The organism is Dehalogenimonas alkenigignens (assembly GCF_001466665.1).
GTDB lineage: Bacteria > Chloroflexota > Dehalococcoidia > Dehalococcoidales > Dehalococcoidaceae > Dehalogenimonas > Dehalogenimonas alkenigignens.
In genome coordinates this window covers 1-16,779 of record NZ_KQ758903.1, presented here as the reverse complement: position 1 = coordinate 16,779, position 16,779 = coordinate 1, and the positions used below count along the sequence as shown (strand labels likewise).

Sequence of the window (16,779 nt, the reverse complement as noted above, 5' to 3'; positions counted from 1 at the left end):
TTGAAAACCAATATCTACCATATCACTCATACTCCAGCCACCGACAGTGTTTCACTACGTTTCTGGGGCTGCAACATGGCCTGTTTGGGATGTTTGTGCAAGGAAGGTATCTACGATCACCTCCTTAAAGATGATGACCAAAAATACTTTGCAAATGCTCCGAATGCGCCGGAGCGCCTGTTAGACCTGGATCAAGTGCTTGATCGACTTGATGAACTCAATCCCAGACGAATATATCTCACTGGCGAAGAAGCAACTCTCGATCCGAATTACGCGGCGATCACCAAAGCTTTCCATGAGCAGTTCAACTCAGAAAACGTCCTTTACACAAACGGCTTCAAGATGCCATCAATGGACGACACTGATTCGGTTGAAGTGGGTATCAAAGCCATCACGGAGGAACTTCACCAGTGGTATACCGGCAGATCAGCTGAGCCGGTAAAGAATAACTTCATTAGGTACGCCCGTTCCGGGGTTAGACTAACCGCGGCTTCGATTTTGATTCCTGGACTAGTGGAGATCGCCGAAATTGAGCGTATCGCCCAATTTATCGCCGGAATCGACCGGAATATCCCCTACTACGTCTTGCCTTATTTTCCGGCAGGGGAAAACAAGTGGCGGAAAACAAAACCGGAAGAAGTTGCAGAGGCTGTTGAGCGAGTAAGCCGTTACCTGACCAACGTATCGGGCTGCCAGGGTGTGAAAAAGGAAATCCTGCATGAAGTGGAACGGGTTGTCTAAGGCGGCGGGTTGTTGGGACCTGTCTCAACCCAACAAAGTTGGGGTGTCGATAATCGGCACAGGCCCGGGCAATGGTGAGTTCATTACTCCGATATCAGAGAGATCGCTTGATGAAAGCCAAATCGTCATCGGATGGCCGCGGTCGCTTAGAGAACTCGGACTTAATTTGAAGCAAAAAGTCGTTTTGCAGCAGGATGCGTCGACTTATCAGAATGTTCAATACCAAAGTTGGGAACTGGGGCTAATAAGTAATCAAGATGTGGCGGTATTAATCCAGGATGATCCCACTACCTACCCTGCCAGTCATGATTTCGAAAAACTGTTTCCTTGCTACAAAATCGAGCTAGTTCCTGCCATCTCGAGCCTGCAACTCCTCGCTGCGGCAGCTTGCATATCACTCGAGGATTCGCTGCTGGTGGTTTACGCTCCCGATCCCCAAGGCAATATAGACCAAAATGACCTGATGCGGAAAAGGCAGCGGATGATCCGGTCTTTTCGCAACGGTTACAATTTGATTGTTTTAAGTGACATTGAACAGACCTTGTCTCAGACGGCATCTTTCCTTCTGAAGAATCGGATCTCGAAAAACACTGAAACAGTGGTGGGTGAATGCATGGGATGTGCGGATGAACAAGTCCGCACTCTTACTCTATCAGAAGTGGCCGCTGGCAATTTCCATTGGATATCCTGCATGGTAGTAAGGAAGGAAAAGAATTGATGATTCCGCGGCAAGCTTTGTGGTGGGGGAAACCGGGGTGCCTGACTGCGCGACTCAGTCTGGCTTAATAAGCTGTGAAACCCTTCCCGTGGGCTCCTCGGGTGTAATCGGGGTTCACCGCCGGGCTTGCCGAATTTTTTAAATATGAGTCTTAGGACAAACCTGATTTAGAACATAGATCTTTATCGATAAGGAACAACGCATGGCTACCCTGACCGAATTTACACCCAGTTTAAGCGCCCTGAAAAGAAGCCTGACGCACGTCTATCACATCGCCTACGCGCCGGCGATTAAAAAGGCTTATCTGTTTCACTGGGGCTGCAACTTAAAATGTAAAGGGTGTCTATGCCATAAAGAAATCAACTGCATGGCACTGGAGGAAAACCTAGACGTGGTCTTCCGGGATCCCCGGCTCAGGCCGCCGCAGACTCCGGCGGGATCGCTTTCATTTGATGAACTCATAACCATCCTGGAAAAAGTGGAACTTGCCGAGGTAGCCTTTGAAGGCCAGGAAGCATCGCTTGATCCGACGCTACCGGAGATCTGCCGCTATTTAAAGGGCCGGAACGCAAGGGTAGTGCTTCATACTAACGGAGTGGCCAAGGCGGACACGGCCAATATTGACGAGGTGATAGTCAGTCTCAAGGCGGTGACGCCTCGAATCTACCAAGAATATACCGGTCTTTCGAACTCGTTCGTCCTTGAAAATTTCAAGCGGTACCATGATTCTAGTGTCCTTTTGAAAGCCGAGAGCGTCTTTATCCCCGGGTATATTGGGTTTGATGAGACTGAGAAGATTGCCAGGTTCATTAGTTCGGTTGATAAAAGCATTCCATACCGCATAGATGCTTATTTTGAATCCGGGGATAATCCCTGGCGGGCACCTGAGCCGGCAGAGATGAAAGAAGCGGTCGGCATCGCCAAACAACACCTTGCCAATGTCTACAGTACTCAGCAGACCAAAAGAGAACTCACCAAAGCCGACCTGCTATATGAAGTAATCCGGCTGTATTGAAAGGGGTATTTATGCCAGTTTCAGCGATCGAAAGACGCCCTGTAACCGAACTCGAAGGTCTTTCTGCCGAGACCATTTATTATACGGCGCTTGGCGTACCCAACAATGTCTTTGCCATAAAATTTGACGAGGCTAGAAATGTCATCAGCAGTCGTCATGGGTTAGTCAAAGCGAAAATACTTTTTAACTGCCACATCCCCGACGAACTCGGACTATACATGCATGATCAGAGTAAAGATCATTTCTACTACTATGAGCAACTGCTGAAAGACATCCTCACAGAACACAGGGTGGACATCAGGGACACTGCCTTCCTCTCCACCGGTGTGCCGATGGGGAATTTAGCGTGGGCGGTAGAGCGCTACGAGGAGTTGTGGGTCGCCTGTTTCACCACCGCGGGTGTACGCCACAACGCTGTCCGGATTGGCCGCGATAAATCAGTGGGCATGGAGAGGAAAGGACAGTTCATTCCCTTTGGCACGATCTGCCACGTCATGGTGACCAATGGGACGTTAGACCCTGGGGCTTTGGTGTCGTCGGTCATCACCGTTACCGAAGCCAAAAATGTGGCTCTCCAGGAACTCGACATCAGGAGTTCCAAGCACCCGGAGTGGCTGGCTACCGGGACTGGCACCGACCAGGTGATTGTGGCTTCAGGTTTTGGAGAAAAGTGCCAGTACGTCCAGGGCCATACGATTATGGGTGAGATGATGGCGCTTTCTGTAATCCGTTCGACCCAGGAGGCAATAGCGACAAGCATCCGAAATTCCAAAGAAACCTGTTAAGCGTTATGAATGTCTACCACATCACCTATGAACCATCTTTTCGGATTTTAGACCTCCATTTTTGGGGCTGCAATCTCCATTGCCTTGGCTGCTACAAGAATTTTGAGATTCATGACTTGGGACTGAATGAGAATGCGGTTGAACAGTTGTCTCATGCCGCCCCAGCCGAGCCGCCAACCCACTTTTTTACTCTGGCAGAGGTCCTGCATAAAACCCAAGGCCTCGATCCGAAATACACTATTTTTATGGGGCAAGAGGCTATCATGGATCCCGAACTGCCGGCCTTGGCGGCATCCCTCCATGAGAGAGACCATAGTCAACAGATTCTTCTAACCAACGGGCTTAAGGTGGGCGACCTGAAAGATATCGATGAGGTAGTATTCAGCTTCAAAACTTACTTCAAAGCAGCCCACAAAAGATATACCGGGCAAACGAACGAAACGATCATGACCAATTTCAAACACATTTTTGACAACGGTAAGAAGTTACAGGCCGAGATAGCGTACATTCCGGGTATCGTGGAAGAGCCTGATATAAAGCAACTGGCAAAATTTATTGCCGGGATCGATAAGAACATTCTCTTCCGCGTGACATCTTATTTCGCCGTACCCAAGGCGCCGTGGCATTCGGCGACCCGCGAGCAGGTTGAAAACGCCGCCAGAATGGCAAAACTTTATCTCAACAACGTGACAACGGTCACCTCAGAAGAGAAAAGCGGCCAATGGAAACCAGTGGTGGTGTCGTAAAAGATGGAACTTAGCCAAAACGCCCGCATTATTTTAAACAAGCGCTATCTTAAAAAGGATGAGGGTGGAAACATTATCGAGACGCCCGAGGACATGTTCCGCCGGGTAGCCAACGTCATCGCTTCGGTAGAAAGGCGTTATAAGACAGACGAAACGGCATGGGCGGATGAGTTCTATCGGATGATGACCGGACTTGAATTCCTGCCCAATTCGCCGACCCTTTTAAACGCCGGTCGCGAAAGGGGGCTGTTATCGTCGTGTTTCGTGCTGCCTGTTGAGGATTCGATTGAAGGTATAAGTTGTGCCTTGGTTAAAGCGATGACCATCCATAAATTCGGCGGTGGTACCGGGTTTTCCTTCGGGCACATCAGGCCGGAAGGTGACCTGGTGTCCGGAAATCTGAGCTCTGCCGGAGGGCCGGTCAAACTGATCAAGGTGTTTTCCGAAGCGACCAATTACATACGACAGGCGGGGGTGCGCTGTGGCTGTAACTCCGCAAGCCTACCGGTCAACCACCCAGATATCCTCAAGTTCATTCAGGCTAAGCGAGATGGGTCGGCCTCAGCCAATTTTGCCACGAATATCGAGATCACTGATGACTTTGTTGATCGGGTCAGGCATGGAAAATATTGTCAACTGATTAATCCCCGTAACGGTGTGGTAACTGGAGAAATCCCTGCCAGGGTAATTATGGACAGCATTGCAGAAGGCGCCTGGGAGACCGGAGACCCGGGGATCATGTTCATCGATCGGATAAATGACAGCAACCCCACCCCCCAGTTGGGTAATTTCGAGACGACGGATCCCTGCGGTGGCCAGCTCCTGGTGCCTTTCGAATCCGCTACCCTGGGAACGATAAACCTGTCGCTCATGGTTTCAGAGGATAGTGAGAAACCTTCGATCGATTACCTGCGGCTGGGAGATGTTATTCCGAAAGCGGTGAGGTTTTTGGACAACGTTCTCGATGTTAATCTTTATCCGCTTGGCGACGTCGAAAAGGCATCGAGAGCCACTCGGAAAATCGGCTTAGGGCTCATGGGTTTTGCAGAACTCCTGATCAAACTTGGCATCCGTTACGATTCTGACCAAGCGCTGGAAATAGCCGATGAACTAATGTGGTTTGTCCGCACAAAAACCTACGAAGCCAGCGAGAACCTGGCTAGGGAACGGGGGACTTTTCCGGCATTCACTGGGAGCGTTTTTGATCGTCAGGATGGTCACCCGATGCGCCATGCCTCCTGCCTGACCTTCACCAATACCGGTACGACCAGCATCCTGGCCAATACTTCTTGCGGCATTCATCCAATATACGCCATGGTCATGGTACGCAATATTCTCGACGGTGAGCGTCTATTGGATATTAACCAAGCCTTTGAACAAATCGCCAAAAAATTTGGGTTCTTCAACTCCAAACTCGTTGAGGAACTCCTGTCCGGGGTGAGCCCAGTCAACTGCCAAAGAATCCCCGAGCCTTTCCGCCAGCTTTTCGTTACTGCCCGGGACATTGATCCAGAGTGGTGCATTCGGATGCAGGCAGTTTTCCAGAGACACATCGACAATGCCATTTCTCAGACGGTTAATTTTCCAAAAAGTGCTACCGTGGAAGACATCAAGTCCATGTTTTTGAAAGCCTATGATTTAGGTTTAAAAGGAGTCACTGCCTACCGCGACACCAGCCGCGATGCTCAGGTATTGTGCACCGGGCCGGAGTGCGTCGAGGTAGCCCAGAGATATTTCCAAAGCAATGGTATGGTTGAGGCGGTTTGATGCCGAATCCAATGACTACGGTTGGCAAAATACACGTGTTTCATGGGGACGGGCGCGGCAAGACCTCGGCAGCGATGGGCGAGGTGCTTAGAGCCAAGGCTCTGGGGCAAAGAGTAGGCGTCGTTTTCTTCATGAAAGGCAAACGGAAAGGTGCGGAATACAGATCCCTGGAAAACCTGGGGGTCGAATACGCCGTTTTCGGCCGCAGCGGCTTTTTAAGCGGTGCTGATGCCGAGACCCAGGACAAGGTGCTAGCCCGGCAGGCTTTAGAATACTCCGGAGCTATTTTAAAGTCAGGCCGTTTTGACCTGGTGATTCTCGACGAGATTATCAATGCCCAGTATTACGGTCTGATTTTAGCCGACGACATTGTGAAACTGATGGTTTCCAAGCCAAACGGGATGTCAATGATTCTTACCGGTAAAACTGCCGATAAAAGGATTCTAGAACGCGCTGACCAGGTGTGTGTTTTTCACAAAATCAAGCATCCATACGACAAAGGTATTTTTGCCAGGAAAGGCATAGATTTCTGAAGGCAGCTGAAGCAGGGATATATCCGTGAGTTACGACATCTGGATTCTCTTAGGTGCGGTGCTGTTAGACTTGGTGATTGCCGAACCCCCGGCAGCCGTCCACCTCACCGTCTGGATCGGGCGAGCGATCTCTGTCGTAGAAAAGATCGGGCTTGGGATCAAGAACCACACCCTGCAATTCGTTTTTGGCATGTTTGCTTCCCTTATCCTGATCGCCTTTTTTGGTGGCATCACCTATTGGCTCTTGAGCTTGTTGAAAGGTTTAAATATCGTCCTTTATCTCCTAATCGGGGTAATCATCCTGAAGCCGACATTCTGCCTTAAATTCAATGGCCAGATGTCGCTGTTAGTGGAAAAATATCTCAAGGGTAGCGACTTACAGATTGAGAACGCCGACAAGAAGATCCGCTATCTGCTTACCACGGTTGAACGAGGATCGCTTGATGAAACAGTCCCACCAATCGTGTCTTCGACCGTCAGATCCCTGGCCGAGAATGCATCGGATTTTTTGGTTGCTCCCTTATTCTATTTTCTCATCCTTGGAGTGCCCGGCGCCGTGGCCTACCGGGTAGCCAATACCCTTGACGGCATGCTGGGCCACCGGGGGCAGTACGAATACCTTGGAAAATTCGCCGCCATTTTCGATGACGTCGTTAACTTTATCCCGGCCAGGCTGACTGCATTCTTCTTTATCACCGCAGCCTGGCTTACCGGTCTGAACTCGAAAAAGGCCTGGCACATTACGATGCGGGACCACGCTAAAACCGAAAGCCCGAACGGGGGTTGGCCGATGGCGGCTGCTGCCGGTGCCCTTGAGGTCAGACTCGATCGAAACGCCCACTACGCCCTGGGAGATGCCGATCTGCCCCTGGCCCCAGGTGTAATCGGTCATGCGGTGCATCTCTTCTGGTTCATGGCCGCCACCGATATCGCACTCAGTGCAAGTGTCCTCTGGCTGGCATTTTACGTATTTTAAGCGCTTGGAGGTTGGAAATGGCCAAAGAATTAGCCCATTGCTTCGTAAAGATCCCGGTCAAACCCCTTGATGATGCTGCGCTGGATAAAGTCCGGGCGCTCGAACGCAAACTTGGGGTACAGCTCATCGCTTTCTCGGCGATGAATGAAGAATACGCCAAACTGTCCCAGGATCAGTTGAAAGAAGTGGAAGGCCTTGGTAAGGACATCGACGCGGCGGTCGTTGCCTATAACGTTAAAAAATCTCAGGCCCGGCCTCGTGCCTGTTAAAAGGAAAACGATATCCGATTAAATAATCCCGATAGGCACTTAGACGACGTGATCTATCTTGATCATGCCGCCGGAACGGCTGTCGATCCTGAGGCGGTGGCAGCGATGCTACCGTATTTTTACTATGATTACGGCAATCCGTCTTCGATTCATCCCTTGGGCCGCCGGGCCAGGGAAGCGGTCGAGAGGGCGCGGGAACAAGTTGCCCAGCTCATTAACTGCCAACCAAACGAAGTTATTTTCACCAGCGGCGGCACTGAGGCAGATAATCTGGCCATTTTGGGTGTGGCGGGAGCCAACGTATCTAAGGGGCGGCATGTCATCACTTCACAAATCGAGCACCATGCTGTGCTAGAAGCCTGCCGGAATCTTGAGCGAAACGGATTTGAAGTGACCTATCTTGAGGTCGATCCTTTCGGAATAGTGGCTCCCGAAAACGTCAGGGATGCGATCAGGCCAGACACCATCCTTGTCAGTATCATGACTGCCAACAACGTCATCGGCACGATCGAGCCGGTAGCTGAGATTGGCGCCATCTGTCAGAAACTTGGGGTCCTGTTTCACACCGATGCCGTCCAGGCAGTAGGGCATCTTCCTATCGATGTCGAGAGAAGTGATATCGACCTGATGTCGCTGTCCGCCCATAAGTTTTACGGCCCGAAGGGCGTTGGCGCCCTGTATGCCCGGGGAAGCGTGGCGCTGTCGCCGATTATTTTCGGAGGTGGTCAGGAGGAAGGGCTCCGATCGGGTACCGAAAATGTCCCGGCGATCGTAGGCATGGGCGCCGCTGCCGAGATCGCCAGGTATGAATCAGCCGGAGAGGAATTTTGCCTTAGAAAGATGAGCCGGGATCTTATAGCCGGGATCATGACTTCTGTTCCCGGCTCGCGCCTTAACGGCCATCCCGATAAGCGTCTGCCCGGAAATGTGAATGTCAGCATTGAGGGCATGGAGGGAGAGTATCTCTCGGGGGAACTAGCCAAGCGAGGCATCTGCGTGTCCACAGGATCGGCCTGCAGCTCGGCGACACACGAAGCCCCATATGTGCTCCTGGCAACCGGGCTCGACCGTGATTTGGCCAACTGTTCCATAAGATTATCGCTGGGCAAACACACTACGGACGAGGATATCAAAAGGGCAGTGCAGACGCTTTCCGAAATTGTCCAAAAAGTGCGGGCTGAATCAGAGGTTTATTCGCGATGGTAAACCCCAATTTCGGACCTTCAGTGATGGTTACTGGTACCGCCGAGGCAGGTGTTTTTCCTGGTGGCTCAACCGAAATTGTAACCCACCGAGCCTGGAATACCGATGCCAACACTCTGGTGATACGGTTTGATGAACCGCACGCGTCCCTCTCGGGTGATGGGGGATATCGGCGCATTAAACTTGTCTGCAACTCCTATATGCCCAAAGATCTGTGCGATCACCTACATTTTCATGACCTGAGCTACGATAACTACCTGAAGGATCTGGTAAAAGTGATCGCTGATCGTTACGGTGTGCCCACCAGGGAAGTCACGACGCTGGCCACCGGGGTGGACATGAAAGACATGTCACAGGCCTCCGAGAGTTTTCAGAACTTTTGGGTACATTCCTGGGTCACCGCGGGTTTCCGCCACAATGCTATGCGGGCTGGAGTAGACAAAGCCTGCGGTACAGAGGTAGAAGGCAAATATCAGCCGTGCGGTACGATCAATATCGTTCTAACCACCAACGCCAGACTATCCCTGGGAACTATGGCATCGAGTTTTATTACGGCCACCGAAGCCAAAGACGTCGCCTTGCAGGATTTGGGTATCCATAGTTCATTCAATCCCACCCTCCAGGCAACCGGCACCGGCACCGACCAGATAATTGTTGTTTCGGGCAGCGAATTCAAATGCCGGTACGCCGGCGGCCACACCAAACTAGGGGAACTTATGGCCAGCACGGTTACCAAGGCCTGTAAAATAGCCTTTGGAAAACAACTGGCCAAGGACCCCAACTATCATCTGGAAGGCGGTCTGAAAAAATAATGAATACAGTCTTAAATAACCAGCTTGTGATCACCGACCAGGCCGGCCGTCAGATGTGGCTGGAAGTCCCCAAAACCCGGATTGTCTCGCTTGCCCCCAGCAGTACCGAAATCGTCTACGCGCTCGGGGCCGAAAATAACCTGTACGGGGTTACCGATTATTGTGACTATCCGTTGGATGCCAGGTCCAAACCTAAAGTCAGCGGCTTTAGCACGGTTGACCTTGATCTCATCCGAGAAAGCAAACCCGATCTGATCATCGCCGCTGCTATCCATTTAAAAGGTTTGCTGTCTGATCTTGAAAGAATAGGTTGCCCGGTGATTGTTCTTGAGGCAAACACCATTGAAGAGATGATTAAAGCTATTAGAATCATTGGTTGGTGTGTTGGTAAAGACCAAGCCGCTGCCGGACTTGAGATATCGATTAGAAGCCGGCTCTGCTTTGTGAGCTCAAAGGTCGCTCGGGTGAAAGCAAAGGACCGGCCTCGGGTTTTTTATCTGCATGAATCAAGCACTTGGAAAACCTTCGGCGCTAAAACTATCGGAGACACTCTTACCGATATTGCCGGTGGCTACAACGTCGGTCGGGATTTCGGCGATTATTATCCCTACCCGACGTTTACTGACGTTGTTAAAAGCGATCCGGATATTATCATTGCAGAGACGGGATACTTAGCAAATCCCCAAGAACCTTTAGAGATTGCTCGTAAAGAGCCTGCTATTGCCGGGACCAAGGCGAGGCAGACAGGCCGTATTTATGGTGTGAGCAGCGACCTGATCAGTCGCCCCGGCCCCCGGATGGTGGAGGGAATCGAAAAGCTGGCTGAATTATTCTATCCTGAAATATTCAACAAGACGGCGACTTTTAAAGGAATCCCTAGTGGATAAAAGCAAAGTATATATCGTTGGTGTCGGACCGGGCTCACCCGATTGGGTCTCAAGAAGAGTGCGGGAACTGGTGATCTCTGCCGATATCCTCGTCGGCTGGGAACAGGATTTTAGGCCGGTAGCGAGCCTGGTACGAAATCAAAGGATATTCCTCCAGGAATGCCATAATTACTTGGAGATTCCCGACCAGGCAGCAATTCAGGCGACTAAAAACGGTTCGACGGTGGTAGTACTTAAAACCGGAGATCCATTGGTGGCGCCGGCTGGTCTTAACGAGTTGCTTTCGACTTTTGACGGTTTCGACGTTCAAGTCGTTCCCGGGATCAGTTCTGTCCAGTTGGCAGCGGCCAAGGCCAAAATATCCCTGGCTGATTCAGCCATTATCACCTATCATCCGTTGCCCAGGGATGGCGGCAGAGACCTTAGATTGAAACGGAAACGGATGGTGCAGGCGCTGTCCAATGGCTTGAACCTGATCATCCTGTCTGGCGTCCGTCAGATGCCGTCGCTAACGGCTCGCTTTTTGTTGGCCCAAGAAGTCAAGCCGACTTCTAGAGTGACGGTATTCGAAAACCTGACGTTGGAAGATGAGCACGTTACTCAGACTTCACTTGGCACGGTGGCTGGAATGAAGTTCAACTGGCTGTCGGTCATGGTTGTCTATAACGAGGGTAGCATATGGGAATAAACTCCTTGATTGAGATGTGGCGATGACCGAACGGAAAGGCATGATCCAGGTGTTTCTCGGTGAAGGTCATGTTGAGACTTCGGCGGCCATCGGAACCGCGATCAGGGCAGCAGGTTACGGTCTTAAAGTGCATATCGTCTTTTTTGGTAGCGCTTCTGCCGAAGACATTACCAGGTCGGGAACACTGAATCGGTTGCCTGGTGTCGTTGTTGACTTGGTAGATTCAAGCGACAAATTCTCTCTTCTCGACTCCGATAGTACATTCTTGAATGCTGGGGGCGAGAATTTCGATGTGGTGGTTTTCGACCAAGTCTTAAGCAGGGGCGAGCAAAGAATTTCAGGGGAACGAATCTTGGAATTGTTGAAAGTTGATCATGGCAAGACCGAAATCATCCTGACTGGAAACTACGCCAACGAAAAGGTAATTGGGGTTGCCGATCTGGTTACCGGGTGCGAGTGTGAGAAATGTTGACACGTGTGAGTTTGTTGCATATAAGTCCTAAACCGGGCGAAATAACCCATAACCGAAAGCTAATTGAAATGGGAATACTGAGATCGGCCGATTTGGGAGCCACCTGGATCATTACCCCTGAATTAGCCGTTTGCGGTTACTTTTTCTCCGATGTTGTCGGCACCGACTGGATACCTTCCGCATCGGATGAATGGTTAGGAAGGCTGCAAACCCTAGCATCATCAAGGAAGTTGAACCTTATCATTTGCCAACCGGAGCGCGACGCTGCAACTGGGAACTTACATAACACGGCTTATGTCATCGATTCAATGGGAAAGATTGCCGGAAAGCACCGGAAAATTATGGTTCATCCAGGTTTAGAAGAAGGCTGGTCAACTCCAGGAGAGACGATTCAACCGGTCTTAATAGACGGAGTGAATGTTGGTATTCTAATTTGCGCGGATATTTATGAAGGTCAGTTAGCGATGCAACATAAGGACAAAGGCGCCCAGTTGTTAATATGTCCCGCCGCATGGGGTGCGAAATATGGTCCGGGTGACCGCTGGGAGAGGCGAACATTAGAGGCCAGTATCCCGCTCTGGGTATGCAATCGCACCGGCACTGAAAAGAACGTTGATTGGATCGGTGGAGAAAGTGTCGTTTCCAAAGATGGGCGACGACTTCTGAGTCATTCAGGAATGCAAAATAGTTTGCTCATCTTTGATTGGGATATGAGCCTGATGGAATTGGAATCTAAGCACTTCCAAGTATACCAACTAATAGGGTAGCCTACGGTTAGAGTGTGTGAAAACTCGAATCTAACACTCATTGAGGTTTAAAGAATAATGGCAATAAAGTCGCACTCGTGTTCAAAACCCTGGTGCCAACAACTCTCGCCGCATTAGCATCGCTCATTTCGGTTTCAATTTTGGCCGGCTGTAATAGCTCAAGCACAACACCCGAGATACCAACAGCCAACCCATCCTTACGACAAGTGCATCTTCTGGATCGCTCGATTTTCCACCAGGTAAATACCAAAAGACCCAGATTTACAATGATATATTTAACCTTAGTTGGAGCTCTGATACCACCTACGTATATATTGGACTCAAAGCTCGGACAACTGGCTGGGCCGCGTTGTCACTTTCTTCCGATGCACATGCTGGGGATTCTGACACGTTTATTGGGTTTGTTCAAAATGGGCAAGTCGTCTTCAATGAATTTATGCATATCGACTTCACGGGAACTCATTCATTGGATACTAATCCTACCGGTGTCTTGGTGTCAGGAAGTGAAAATGATGGTATTACTACAATTGAAATTCAAACGTAAATCAAATCCTGGAGACTTAACACACCGCATTTTGGTTAAGGGCAACAACGAGGTTATGTGGGCATTTGGTCCGGATGACTCTTTCCTGTCTGAGCACAACACCGTGGGACTGATGGATATTGTGATTTAAACATGCTATTTACTCGTAATAAAGATGTTACGTGGTTTTGTGTTCAACGTGGTACGCGCAGGTTTTTATTCCGATGTTTCATAAAAATTGGCTCGAACAATTGCTAGGCAAGCAAGAGTTTGTTTAATAGCCTCGCAACAATATCTGCGAATGTGCAGCATCCCCCAGCGAGATGCTCAAAAGGAAGTGCCCCACTTAGGCTTTAGCAGGGTCACCATCCTTCCAGAGGTCGTCGTACCAACGCCGATGCTCCTCACCGGCGACTTTACGATACCGTGCCGTAGTGTTGAAGCTCTGGTGACCAAGATGTTCCTGAAGCATTCTCAGACCGTCGCCGGTGTCGTTGTGTTTGACTGCGTGGACGGCGAAGGCGTCCCTAAGCTTGTGCGGTGAAACGTGATGAACCTTGCCTGATTCGTTGTTGATGATCCTCGGCAACTGAGCTTTCTCGGCGAGGGTTTTGATAACTTGCCAGGCTCTGTGCCTGTTGATTCCGAAAAGGAGGTGCTTCCCGTTTCGACATACCAGGCTCCCGTTGGAGATATATTCCCGGAGCAGGGTGACGAGGTCGCAGTCCAGCGGCAGCACCCGTTGCCTGCGATGCTCTCTCAGCTCTTTGACCGCTGCCTCTACCTTGTCCCCGCATTTCGGGCAGAAAACGGTTGCCAGGCCGAGAGCAGAGCCACATTTAGGACATTTCAGCTTGATGCGGGATTTCAAGTGCTTAATCGTGACGGCCCTACCGTCGAGGTCGATGTCATCGACCGTTATTCCCAACGCTTCTGAAATCCGGCAGCCAAGATGGAATAACATGGTGGCCAGCAGCCTGTCGCGTAAATTGTCGGCGGCGCTAATCAAGCAGCCAATATCTTGCGGTTCGAGATAGCTTTTTGTGGTCAATTGTTTTTCAGGTGGTTCGGTCCGATTTCGGGATACAAAGTGAATAGTGGATTCGCCCAAGACCGGTCATCGGCCGAGATTCCTACCCGGGTCAGTCGGTAATATGTCCGCTCCGGGGCATCGGGGTAATTGTCTTGAATTGCCGACGGTTCCATCCTTTCGGTCGCCTCCACCCACCCCAACCTCTTGAGCACGCCGAAATACATCAAGAATGAGTGATACCGCATGTGGGTGAACTTCCGTGAAACCCTCTTGAGCTGCTTCTGGTAGATTTCTTCGGCATATTCCTCGGTGACATCTACGCCCCGGACCACTTGCTTGCTGATGATCCGTTCGGACCTCTCCCTTGCCGTCGCCCTGGCTAGCGCTTCCTTGTATTCGTAGTTGATGTCTGCCTGCGGCGCGCCGCGCTCCCGGTCGATCCGCGGCGAACCCTCCGGCCCGTTTCCCAGGAGGTACTCCCGGATGAACCAACCGCAGCCGAACGGCCGAAGGAAACCGCCCCGACTCGGTCTCAACTCCATCTCCATTGGCGCGGCCTATACCACCCCTGCCGGCTTTTTTGCCAGGGATTCGAGGCCTTCGATGATTCTGGTGGTCACCTGGCGGATCGAGGCCAGATTCCGTTCAAGGACCTTCTTATCCTGCGCCCAGAGAGCGACGTAGGGGAAGGACCTGGTACCGGTATCGAAGCCGAAGTGGGCGCCGATGGCAAAGGCAACGCTTTCGGCGATGGTTTCGGCATCTCGCCTCGGAATGTGGAAGACTCCTTCGGAATAGTAGTGAGCCACCTCGTGGATAAGCGTCTTCAACTGTTGGGCCCGCGATTCCTCAGGCCTGACCCAGATTTCCTTGCCGGAGAAGAAACCCTTTATGGCCGGATCCTGGTACGGCTTAGAGTCAAACCCGACGTGCACGCCTTCACTCCTGACGAGATGCGTAATATCGTCGAATAGCTCCTCATTGGCTTCGCCGGTGAGCACCGGAACATCGAATTCGGGCAGCGGTTTGCCTTCGGTCTGACTGACATCGAAAACATAGACCACCTTGAAATAGATTGGCCGCAGCAGCTCCCGCTTCTCTGTTTCCTCGTCATCTTTCCGGCATTCATCTTCGCCTGATGGCTCGGTTTTCAGACTCGATTTCGATGGCAGGCACGGTGCCAGGATGGCAATTCCCTTCTCACCTTTCATCACCCAGCGGCCGAGATCTTTCCAAGTGTTGAAGCCGGCCACCCGGGTAGCGTTAGGATTCTGAGAGGCGATGAGAATCAGGTTGCCGATGGAGTAGTCGTGGAACTTCGACATGGTAAGCAGGAAGTTCCGGAAATGGCTGCTTGACTGGATGCCGTCGACGCCATCTTTGAGTTGCTTTAAGACCTCATCGATGCGGCGTTCTTTGGCTTCCGGCTCGATGGAAAAGCTGTAGTCCGGCACCGGCGCGCCGACCCAGCTCATCAGGTCGTAGCTCCGAGGTTTCACGATCTCGCATTTGGCTGACTGGTCCCCAGCGGCTGTCGGCAATTCTGATCCTGAAGAGCCGACAACAGTATCGGCGAAATGGCGGGACAAGCCGATCAGAAACACCCCGGCTGCCAGGGAACCGCCGAGTAGAGCAATGGAACTTGCCCAATCTGGCGCCATGGGCGGCGTTTCCTGGAGTGGAAGCCAGCTGACCGAGGCCTTGTCGCCAACCTCGATTCCTTCCAACTCGCCGGCATTCACCTCGATGAAGAACCGTGCCGGTAAAGCCGAAGTCACCAGGTACCCGGGCAAAATGTCGCGGTAGATGTCAATCACTACGAAATCCTCGGAAAGGAAAGCGATATCGAGTGAGAAAAACATCGGTGCCGTGGTCACTTCAACAATCCGAGAGTATCCCAAATCAAAGAACATCCCGGTCGCCGCGGGCAGCCCAGGCAGACCACCCAAGCCCTGAGTAAGTTCCCAGGGGGCGGCCGCCACGGCGGCGATCCATTCTCTGTCTTTGATAGTTATTTTCACCTGGCCGGCCATTACCGCCTCCCGGGGATCCGTTTGATGCCGTTCCGCTTGCTCTCAAGACCCAGCTGCTTGTTCTCAAAGTCGGTGTCCCCGATATCCGATCCGCCGAACATGGCCAGGTCGAAGTTGCGGTGCCACCTGGCCGAGGCCTTGAAATCGGTCTTTTCCTCGAACTTCTCCCCGCGGCTTCTTTTCGGTCGCATGCCGGGAGGCGCGATCGCCGACATGCCTTCAAGGAAAGAATCGCTGGTCGTGTCCTCGCGGTAGTTGATCGGGGCGTTCACCCCGAACTCTTCATGGTTGGTATACCTACCCATTTGCTTTTCCTCCATTCCACAGTCTCCGATACCACTCTTTTTGCTCTTCACCGGAAACCTTGCGGTATTTCATAGTGGTGACAATGCTCCGGTGGCCCAGGTGCTCCTGCAGCAGCCGCAGCCCGTCGCCCGAGTCGTCCGCCTTCACCGCATGGACGGCAAAAGCATCCCGCAGCCGGTGGGGGCTGACATTGTGAGTCTTGCCACTTTCGGCGTTCACCAGGCGCGGAAGGCCTGCGCGCTCGGCACACTCTGTCACGATCTGCCAGGCACGGTTACGACGAAGATCAAAAAGGCACTTTTCGCCATTTCTCTCGACAGCGCCGCCGCGACCGAGGTACTCCTTGAGTAGGGAAAGCGTGGTCTTATCCACCGGCAGCGTCCGGTAACGGTGATGCTCTCTCTCTTGGGCGACTGCCTTCTCGACCGGCTGCCCGCAGCCCGGGCAATACCTGTGTGCCTTGCCCAGGCGCGCGCTGCAGCCGGGGCATGACAACTGGATTCGC

The 16,779-nt window shown here is 51.7% G+C and carries 21 protein-coding genes; 16 read left to right on the top strand and 5 right to left on the bottom strand.

From position 1 onward, the window contains the following. The 16 genes from DEALK_RS00095 to DEALK_RS10385 all read left to right on the top strand — a co-directional run bounded on the left by DEALK_RS00095 (position 1) and on the right by DEALK_RS10385 (position 12,923). Entirely contained in the window at positions 1 to 741 is a 741-nt protein-coding gene (locus tag DEALK_RS00095; RefSeq protein WP_058437551.1) for a radical SAM protein, read from the top strand. Further along, a complete protein-coding gene (locus tag DEALK_RS00090; RefSeq protein WP_058437548.1) occupies positions 719 to 1,459 on the top strand; it encodes a cobalt-precorrin-7 (C(5))-methyltransferase in 741 nt (246 codons plus the stop codon). Before DEALK_RS00095 ends, DEALK_RS00090 begins: the two co-directional genes overlap by 23 nt. 202 nt (positions 1,460 to 1,661) lie before the next feature. Then, positions 1,662 to 2,474 carry a radical SAM protein gene (locus tag DEALK_RS00085; protein ID WP_058437545.1) on the top strand — a complete coding sequence of 271 codons (813 nt, stop codon included), beginning with the start codon at positions 1,662 to 1,664 and terminating at the stop codon, positions 2,472 to 2,474. Between the two features lie 11 nt (positions 2,475 to 2,485). Further along, complete coding sequence (locus tag DEALK_RS00080) at positions 2,486 to 3,259, top strand: adenosylcobinamide amidohydrolase (RefSeq protein ID WP_058437540.1); 774 nt, start codon at positions 2,486 to 2,488, stop codon at positions 3,257 to 3,259. A gap of 5 nt (positions 3,260 to 3,264) precedes the next feature. Continuing rightward, positions 3,265 to 4,005, top strand: coding sequence for a radical SAM protein (locus DEALK_RS09885; RefSeq protein WP_058437538.1), 741 nt, complete (start codon positions 3,265 to 3,267; stop codon positions 4,003 to 4,005). Positions 4,006 to 4,008: 3 nt separating this feature from the next. Next, on the top strand, positions 4,009 to 5,772 hold the full coding sequence (locus DEALK_RS00070) for an adenosylcobalamin-dependent ribonucleoside-diphosphate reductase (RefSeq protein WP_058437537.1): 1,764 nt from the start codon (positions 4,009 to 4,011) through the stop codon (positions 5,770 to 5,772). After that, positions 5,772 to 6,305, top strand: coding sequence for a cob(I)yrinic acid a,c-diamide adenosyltransferase (locus tag DEALK_RS00065; RefSeq protein WP_058437535.1), 534 nt, complete (start codon positions 5,772 to 5,774; stop codon positions 6,303 to 6,305). The genes DEALK_RS00070 and DEALK_RS00065 overlap by 1 nt, the downstream gene beginning before the upstream one ends. A gap of 25 nt (positions 6,306 to 6,330) precedes the next feature. Next, positions 6,331 to 7,281, top strand: coding sequence for an adenosylcobinamide-phosphate synthase CbiB (gene cbiB, locus DEALK_RS00060; protein WP_058437533.1), 951 nt, complete (start codon positions 6,331 to 6,333; stop codon positions 7,279 to 7,281). Between the two features lie 17 nt (positions 7,282 to 7,298). Continuing rightward, entirely contained in the window at positions 7,299 to 7,550 is a 252-nt protein-coding gene (locus DEALK_RS00055; protein WP_058437531.1) for a hypothetical protein, read from the top strand. Between the two features lie 48 nt (positions 7,551 to 7,598). Beyond that, a complete protein-coding gene (locus tag DEALK_RS00050; RefSeq protein WP_225973684.1) occupies positions 7,599 to 8,756 on the top strand; it encodes a cysteine desulfurase family protein in 1,158 nt (385 codons plus the stop codon). After that, positions 8,750 to 9,565: an adenosylcobinamide amidohydrolase gene (locus DEALK_RS00045; protein WP_225973683.1), complete on the top strand. Its 816-nt coding sequence runs from the start codon at positions 8,750 to 8,752 to the stop codon at positions 9,563 to 9,565. The genes DEALK_RS00050 and DEALK_RS00045 overlap by 7 nt, the downstream gene beginning before the upstream one ends. Further along, positions 9,565 to 10,452 (top strand): ABC transporter substrate-binding protein, encoded by an 888-nt coding sequence (locus DEALK_RS10190; protein ID WP_225973682.1) that lies wholly within the window; start codon positions 9,565 to 9,567, stop codon positions 10,450 to 10,452. The genes DEALK_RS00045 and DEALK_RS10190 overlap by 1 nt, the downstream gene beginning before the upstream one ends. After that, positions 10,445 to 11,140, top strand: coding sequence for a precorrin-6y C5,15-methyltransferase (decarboxylating) subunit CbiE (gene cbiE, locus DEALK_RS10185; RefSeq protein ID WP_225973681.1), 696 nt, complete (start codon positions 10,445 to 10,447; stop codon positions 11,138 to 11,140). Before DEALK_RS10190 ends, cbiE begins: the two co-directional genes overlap by 8 nt. 22 nt (positions 11,141 to 11,162) lie before the next feature. After that, positions 11,163 to 11,612, top strand: a complete 450-nt coding sequence (locus tag DEALK_RS00035; RefSeq protein ID WP_076004829.1) for a cob(I)yrinic acid a,c-diamide adenosyltransferase — start codon at positions 11,163 to 11,165, stop codon at positions 11,610 to 11,612. Continuing rightward, positions 11,606 to 12,379, top strand: a complete 774-nt coding sequence (locus DEALK_RS00030; RefSeq protein WP_065128646.1) for a carbon-nitrogen hydrolase family protein — start codon at positions 11,606 to 11,608, stop codon at positions 12,377 to 12,379. Before DEALK_RS00035 ends, DEALK_RS00030 begins: the two co-directional genes overlap by 7 nt. A gap of 193 nt (positions 12,380 to 12,572) precedes the next feature. Further along, the gene (locus DEALK_RS10385; RefSeq protein ID WP_083496287.1) at positions 12,573 to 12,923 is read left to right on the top strand and encodes a DOMON domain-containing protein; all 351 of its coding nucleotides are present in this window, start codon (positions 12,573 to 12,575) and stop codon (positions 12,921 to 12,923) included. Positions 12,924 to 13,248: 325 nt separating this feature from the next. On the opposite strand, the gene DEALK_RS00025 is transcribed toward DEALK_RS10385, so the two are convergent. From DEALK_RS00025 to DEALK_RS00005, 5 genes are all read right to left on the bottom strand, one after another. Next, positions 13,249 to 13,953 (bottom strand): tyrosine-type recombinase/integrase, encoded by a 705-nt coding sequence (locus DEALK_RS00025; RefSeq protein ID WP_058437524.1) that lies wholly within the window; start codon positions 13,951 to 13,953, stop codon positions 13,249 to 13,251. After that, entirely contained in the window at positions 13,950 to 14,477 is a 528-nt protein-coding gene (locus DEALK_RS00020) for a hypothetical protein (RefSeq protein ID WP_225973756.1), read from the bottom strand. The genes DEALK_RS00025 and DEALK_RS00020 overlap by 4 nt, the downstream gene beginning before the upstream one ends. Positions 14,478 to 14,492: 15 nt before the next feature. Then, positions 14,493 to 15,968, bottom strand: coding sequence for an ArdC-like ssDNA-binding domain-containing protein (locus tag DEALK_RS00015; protein ID WP_058437521.1), 1,476 nt, complete (start codon positions 15,966 to 15,968; stop codon positions 14,493 to 14,495). After that, on the bottom strand, positions 15,968 to 16,273 hold the full coding sequence (locus tag DEALK_RS00010) for a hypothetical protein (protein WP_058437518.1): 306 nt from the start codon (positions 16,271 to 16,273) through the stop codon (positions 15,968 to 15,970). Before DEALK_RS00010 ends, DEALK_RS00015 begins: the two co-directional genes overlap by 1 nt. After that, on the bottom strand, positions 16,266 to 16,779 hold a 514-nt coding region (locus tag DEALK_RS00005), incomplete at its 5' end, for a tyrosine-type recombinase/integrase (RefSeq protein ID WP_058437515.1). The genes DEALK_RS00005 and DEALK_RS00010, both read right to left, overlap by 8 nt.

Excerpts from the sequence above, each read along its gene's own strand:
- DEALK_RS00090 (WP_058437548.1), top strand. The coding sequence starts at position 719 with ATGAAGTGGAACGGGTTGTCTAAGGCGGCGGGTTGTTGGGACCTGTCT.
- DEALK_RS09885 (WP_058437538.1), top strand. The coding sequence starts at position 3,265 with ATGAATGTCTACCACATCACCTATGAACCATCTTTTCGGATTTTAGAC.
- DEALK_RS00020 (WP_225973756.1), bottom strand. The coding sequence starts at position 14,477 with ATGGAGTTGAGACCGAGTCGGGGCGGTTTCCTTCGGCCGTTCGGCTGC.
- DEALK_RS00030 (WP_065128646.1), top strand. The coding sequence starts at position 11,606 with ATGTTGACACGTGTGAGTTTGTTGCATATAAGTCCTAAACCGGGCGAA.
- DEALK_RS10190 (WP_225973682.1), top strand. The coding sequence starts at position 9,565 with ATGAATACAGTCTTAAATAACCAGCTTGTGATCACCGACCAGGCCGGC.
- DEALK_RS00035 (WP_076004829.1), top strand. The coding sequence starts at position 11,163 with ATGACCGAACGGAAAGGCATGATCCAGGTGTTTCTCGGTGAAGGTCAT.
- DEALK_RS00045 (WP_225973683.1), top strand. The coding sequence starts at position 8,750 with ATGGTAAACCCCAATTTCGGACCTTCAGTGATGGTTACTGGTACCGCC.
- DEALK_RS00055 (WP_058437531.1), top strand. The coding sequence starts at position 7,299 with ATGGCCAAAGAATTAGCCCATTGCTTCGTAAAGATCCCGGTCAAACCC.
- DEALK_RS00080 (WP_058437540.1), top strand. The coding sequence starts at position 2,486 with ATGCCAGTTTCAGCGATCGAAAGACGCCCTGTAACCGAACTCGAAGGT.
- DEALK_RS00070 (WP_058437537.1), top strand. The coding sequence starts at position 4,009 with ATGGAACTTAGCCAAAACGCCCGCATTATTTTAAACAAGCGCTATCTT.
- DEALK_RS00065 (WP_058437535.1), top strand. The coding sequence starts at position 5,772 with ATGCCGAATCCAATGACTACGGTTGGCAAAATACACGTGTTTCATGGG.
- DEALK_RS00085 (WP_058437545.1), top strand. The coding sequence starts at position 1,662 with ATGGCTACCCTGACCGAATTTACACCCAGTTTAAGCGCCCTGAAAAGA.
- DEALK_RS00010 (WP_058437518.1), bottom strand. The coding sequence starts at position 16,273 with ATGGGTAGGTATACCAACCATGAAGAGTTCGGGGTGAACGCCCCGATC.
- DEALK_RS00015 (WP_058437521.1), bottom strand. The coding sequence starts at position 15,968 with ATGGCCGGCCAGGTGAAAATAACTATCAAAGACAGAGAATGGATCGCC.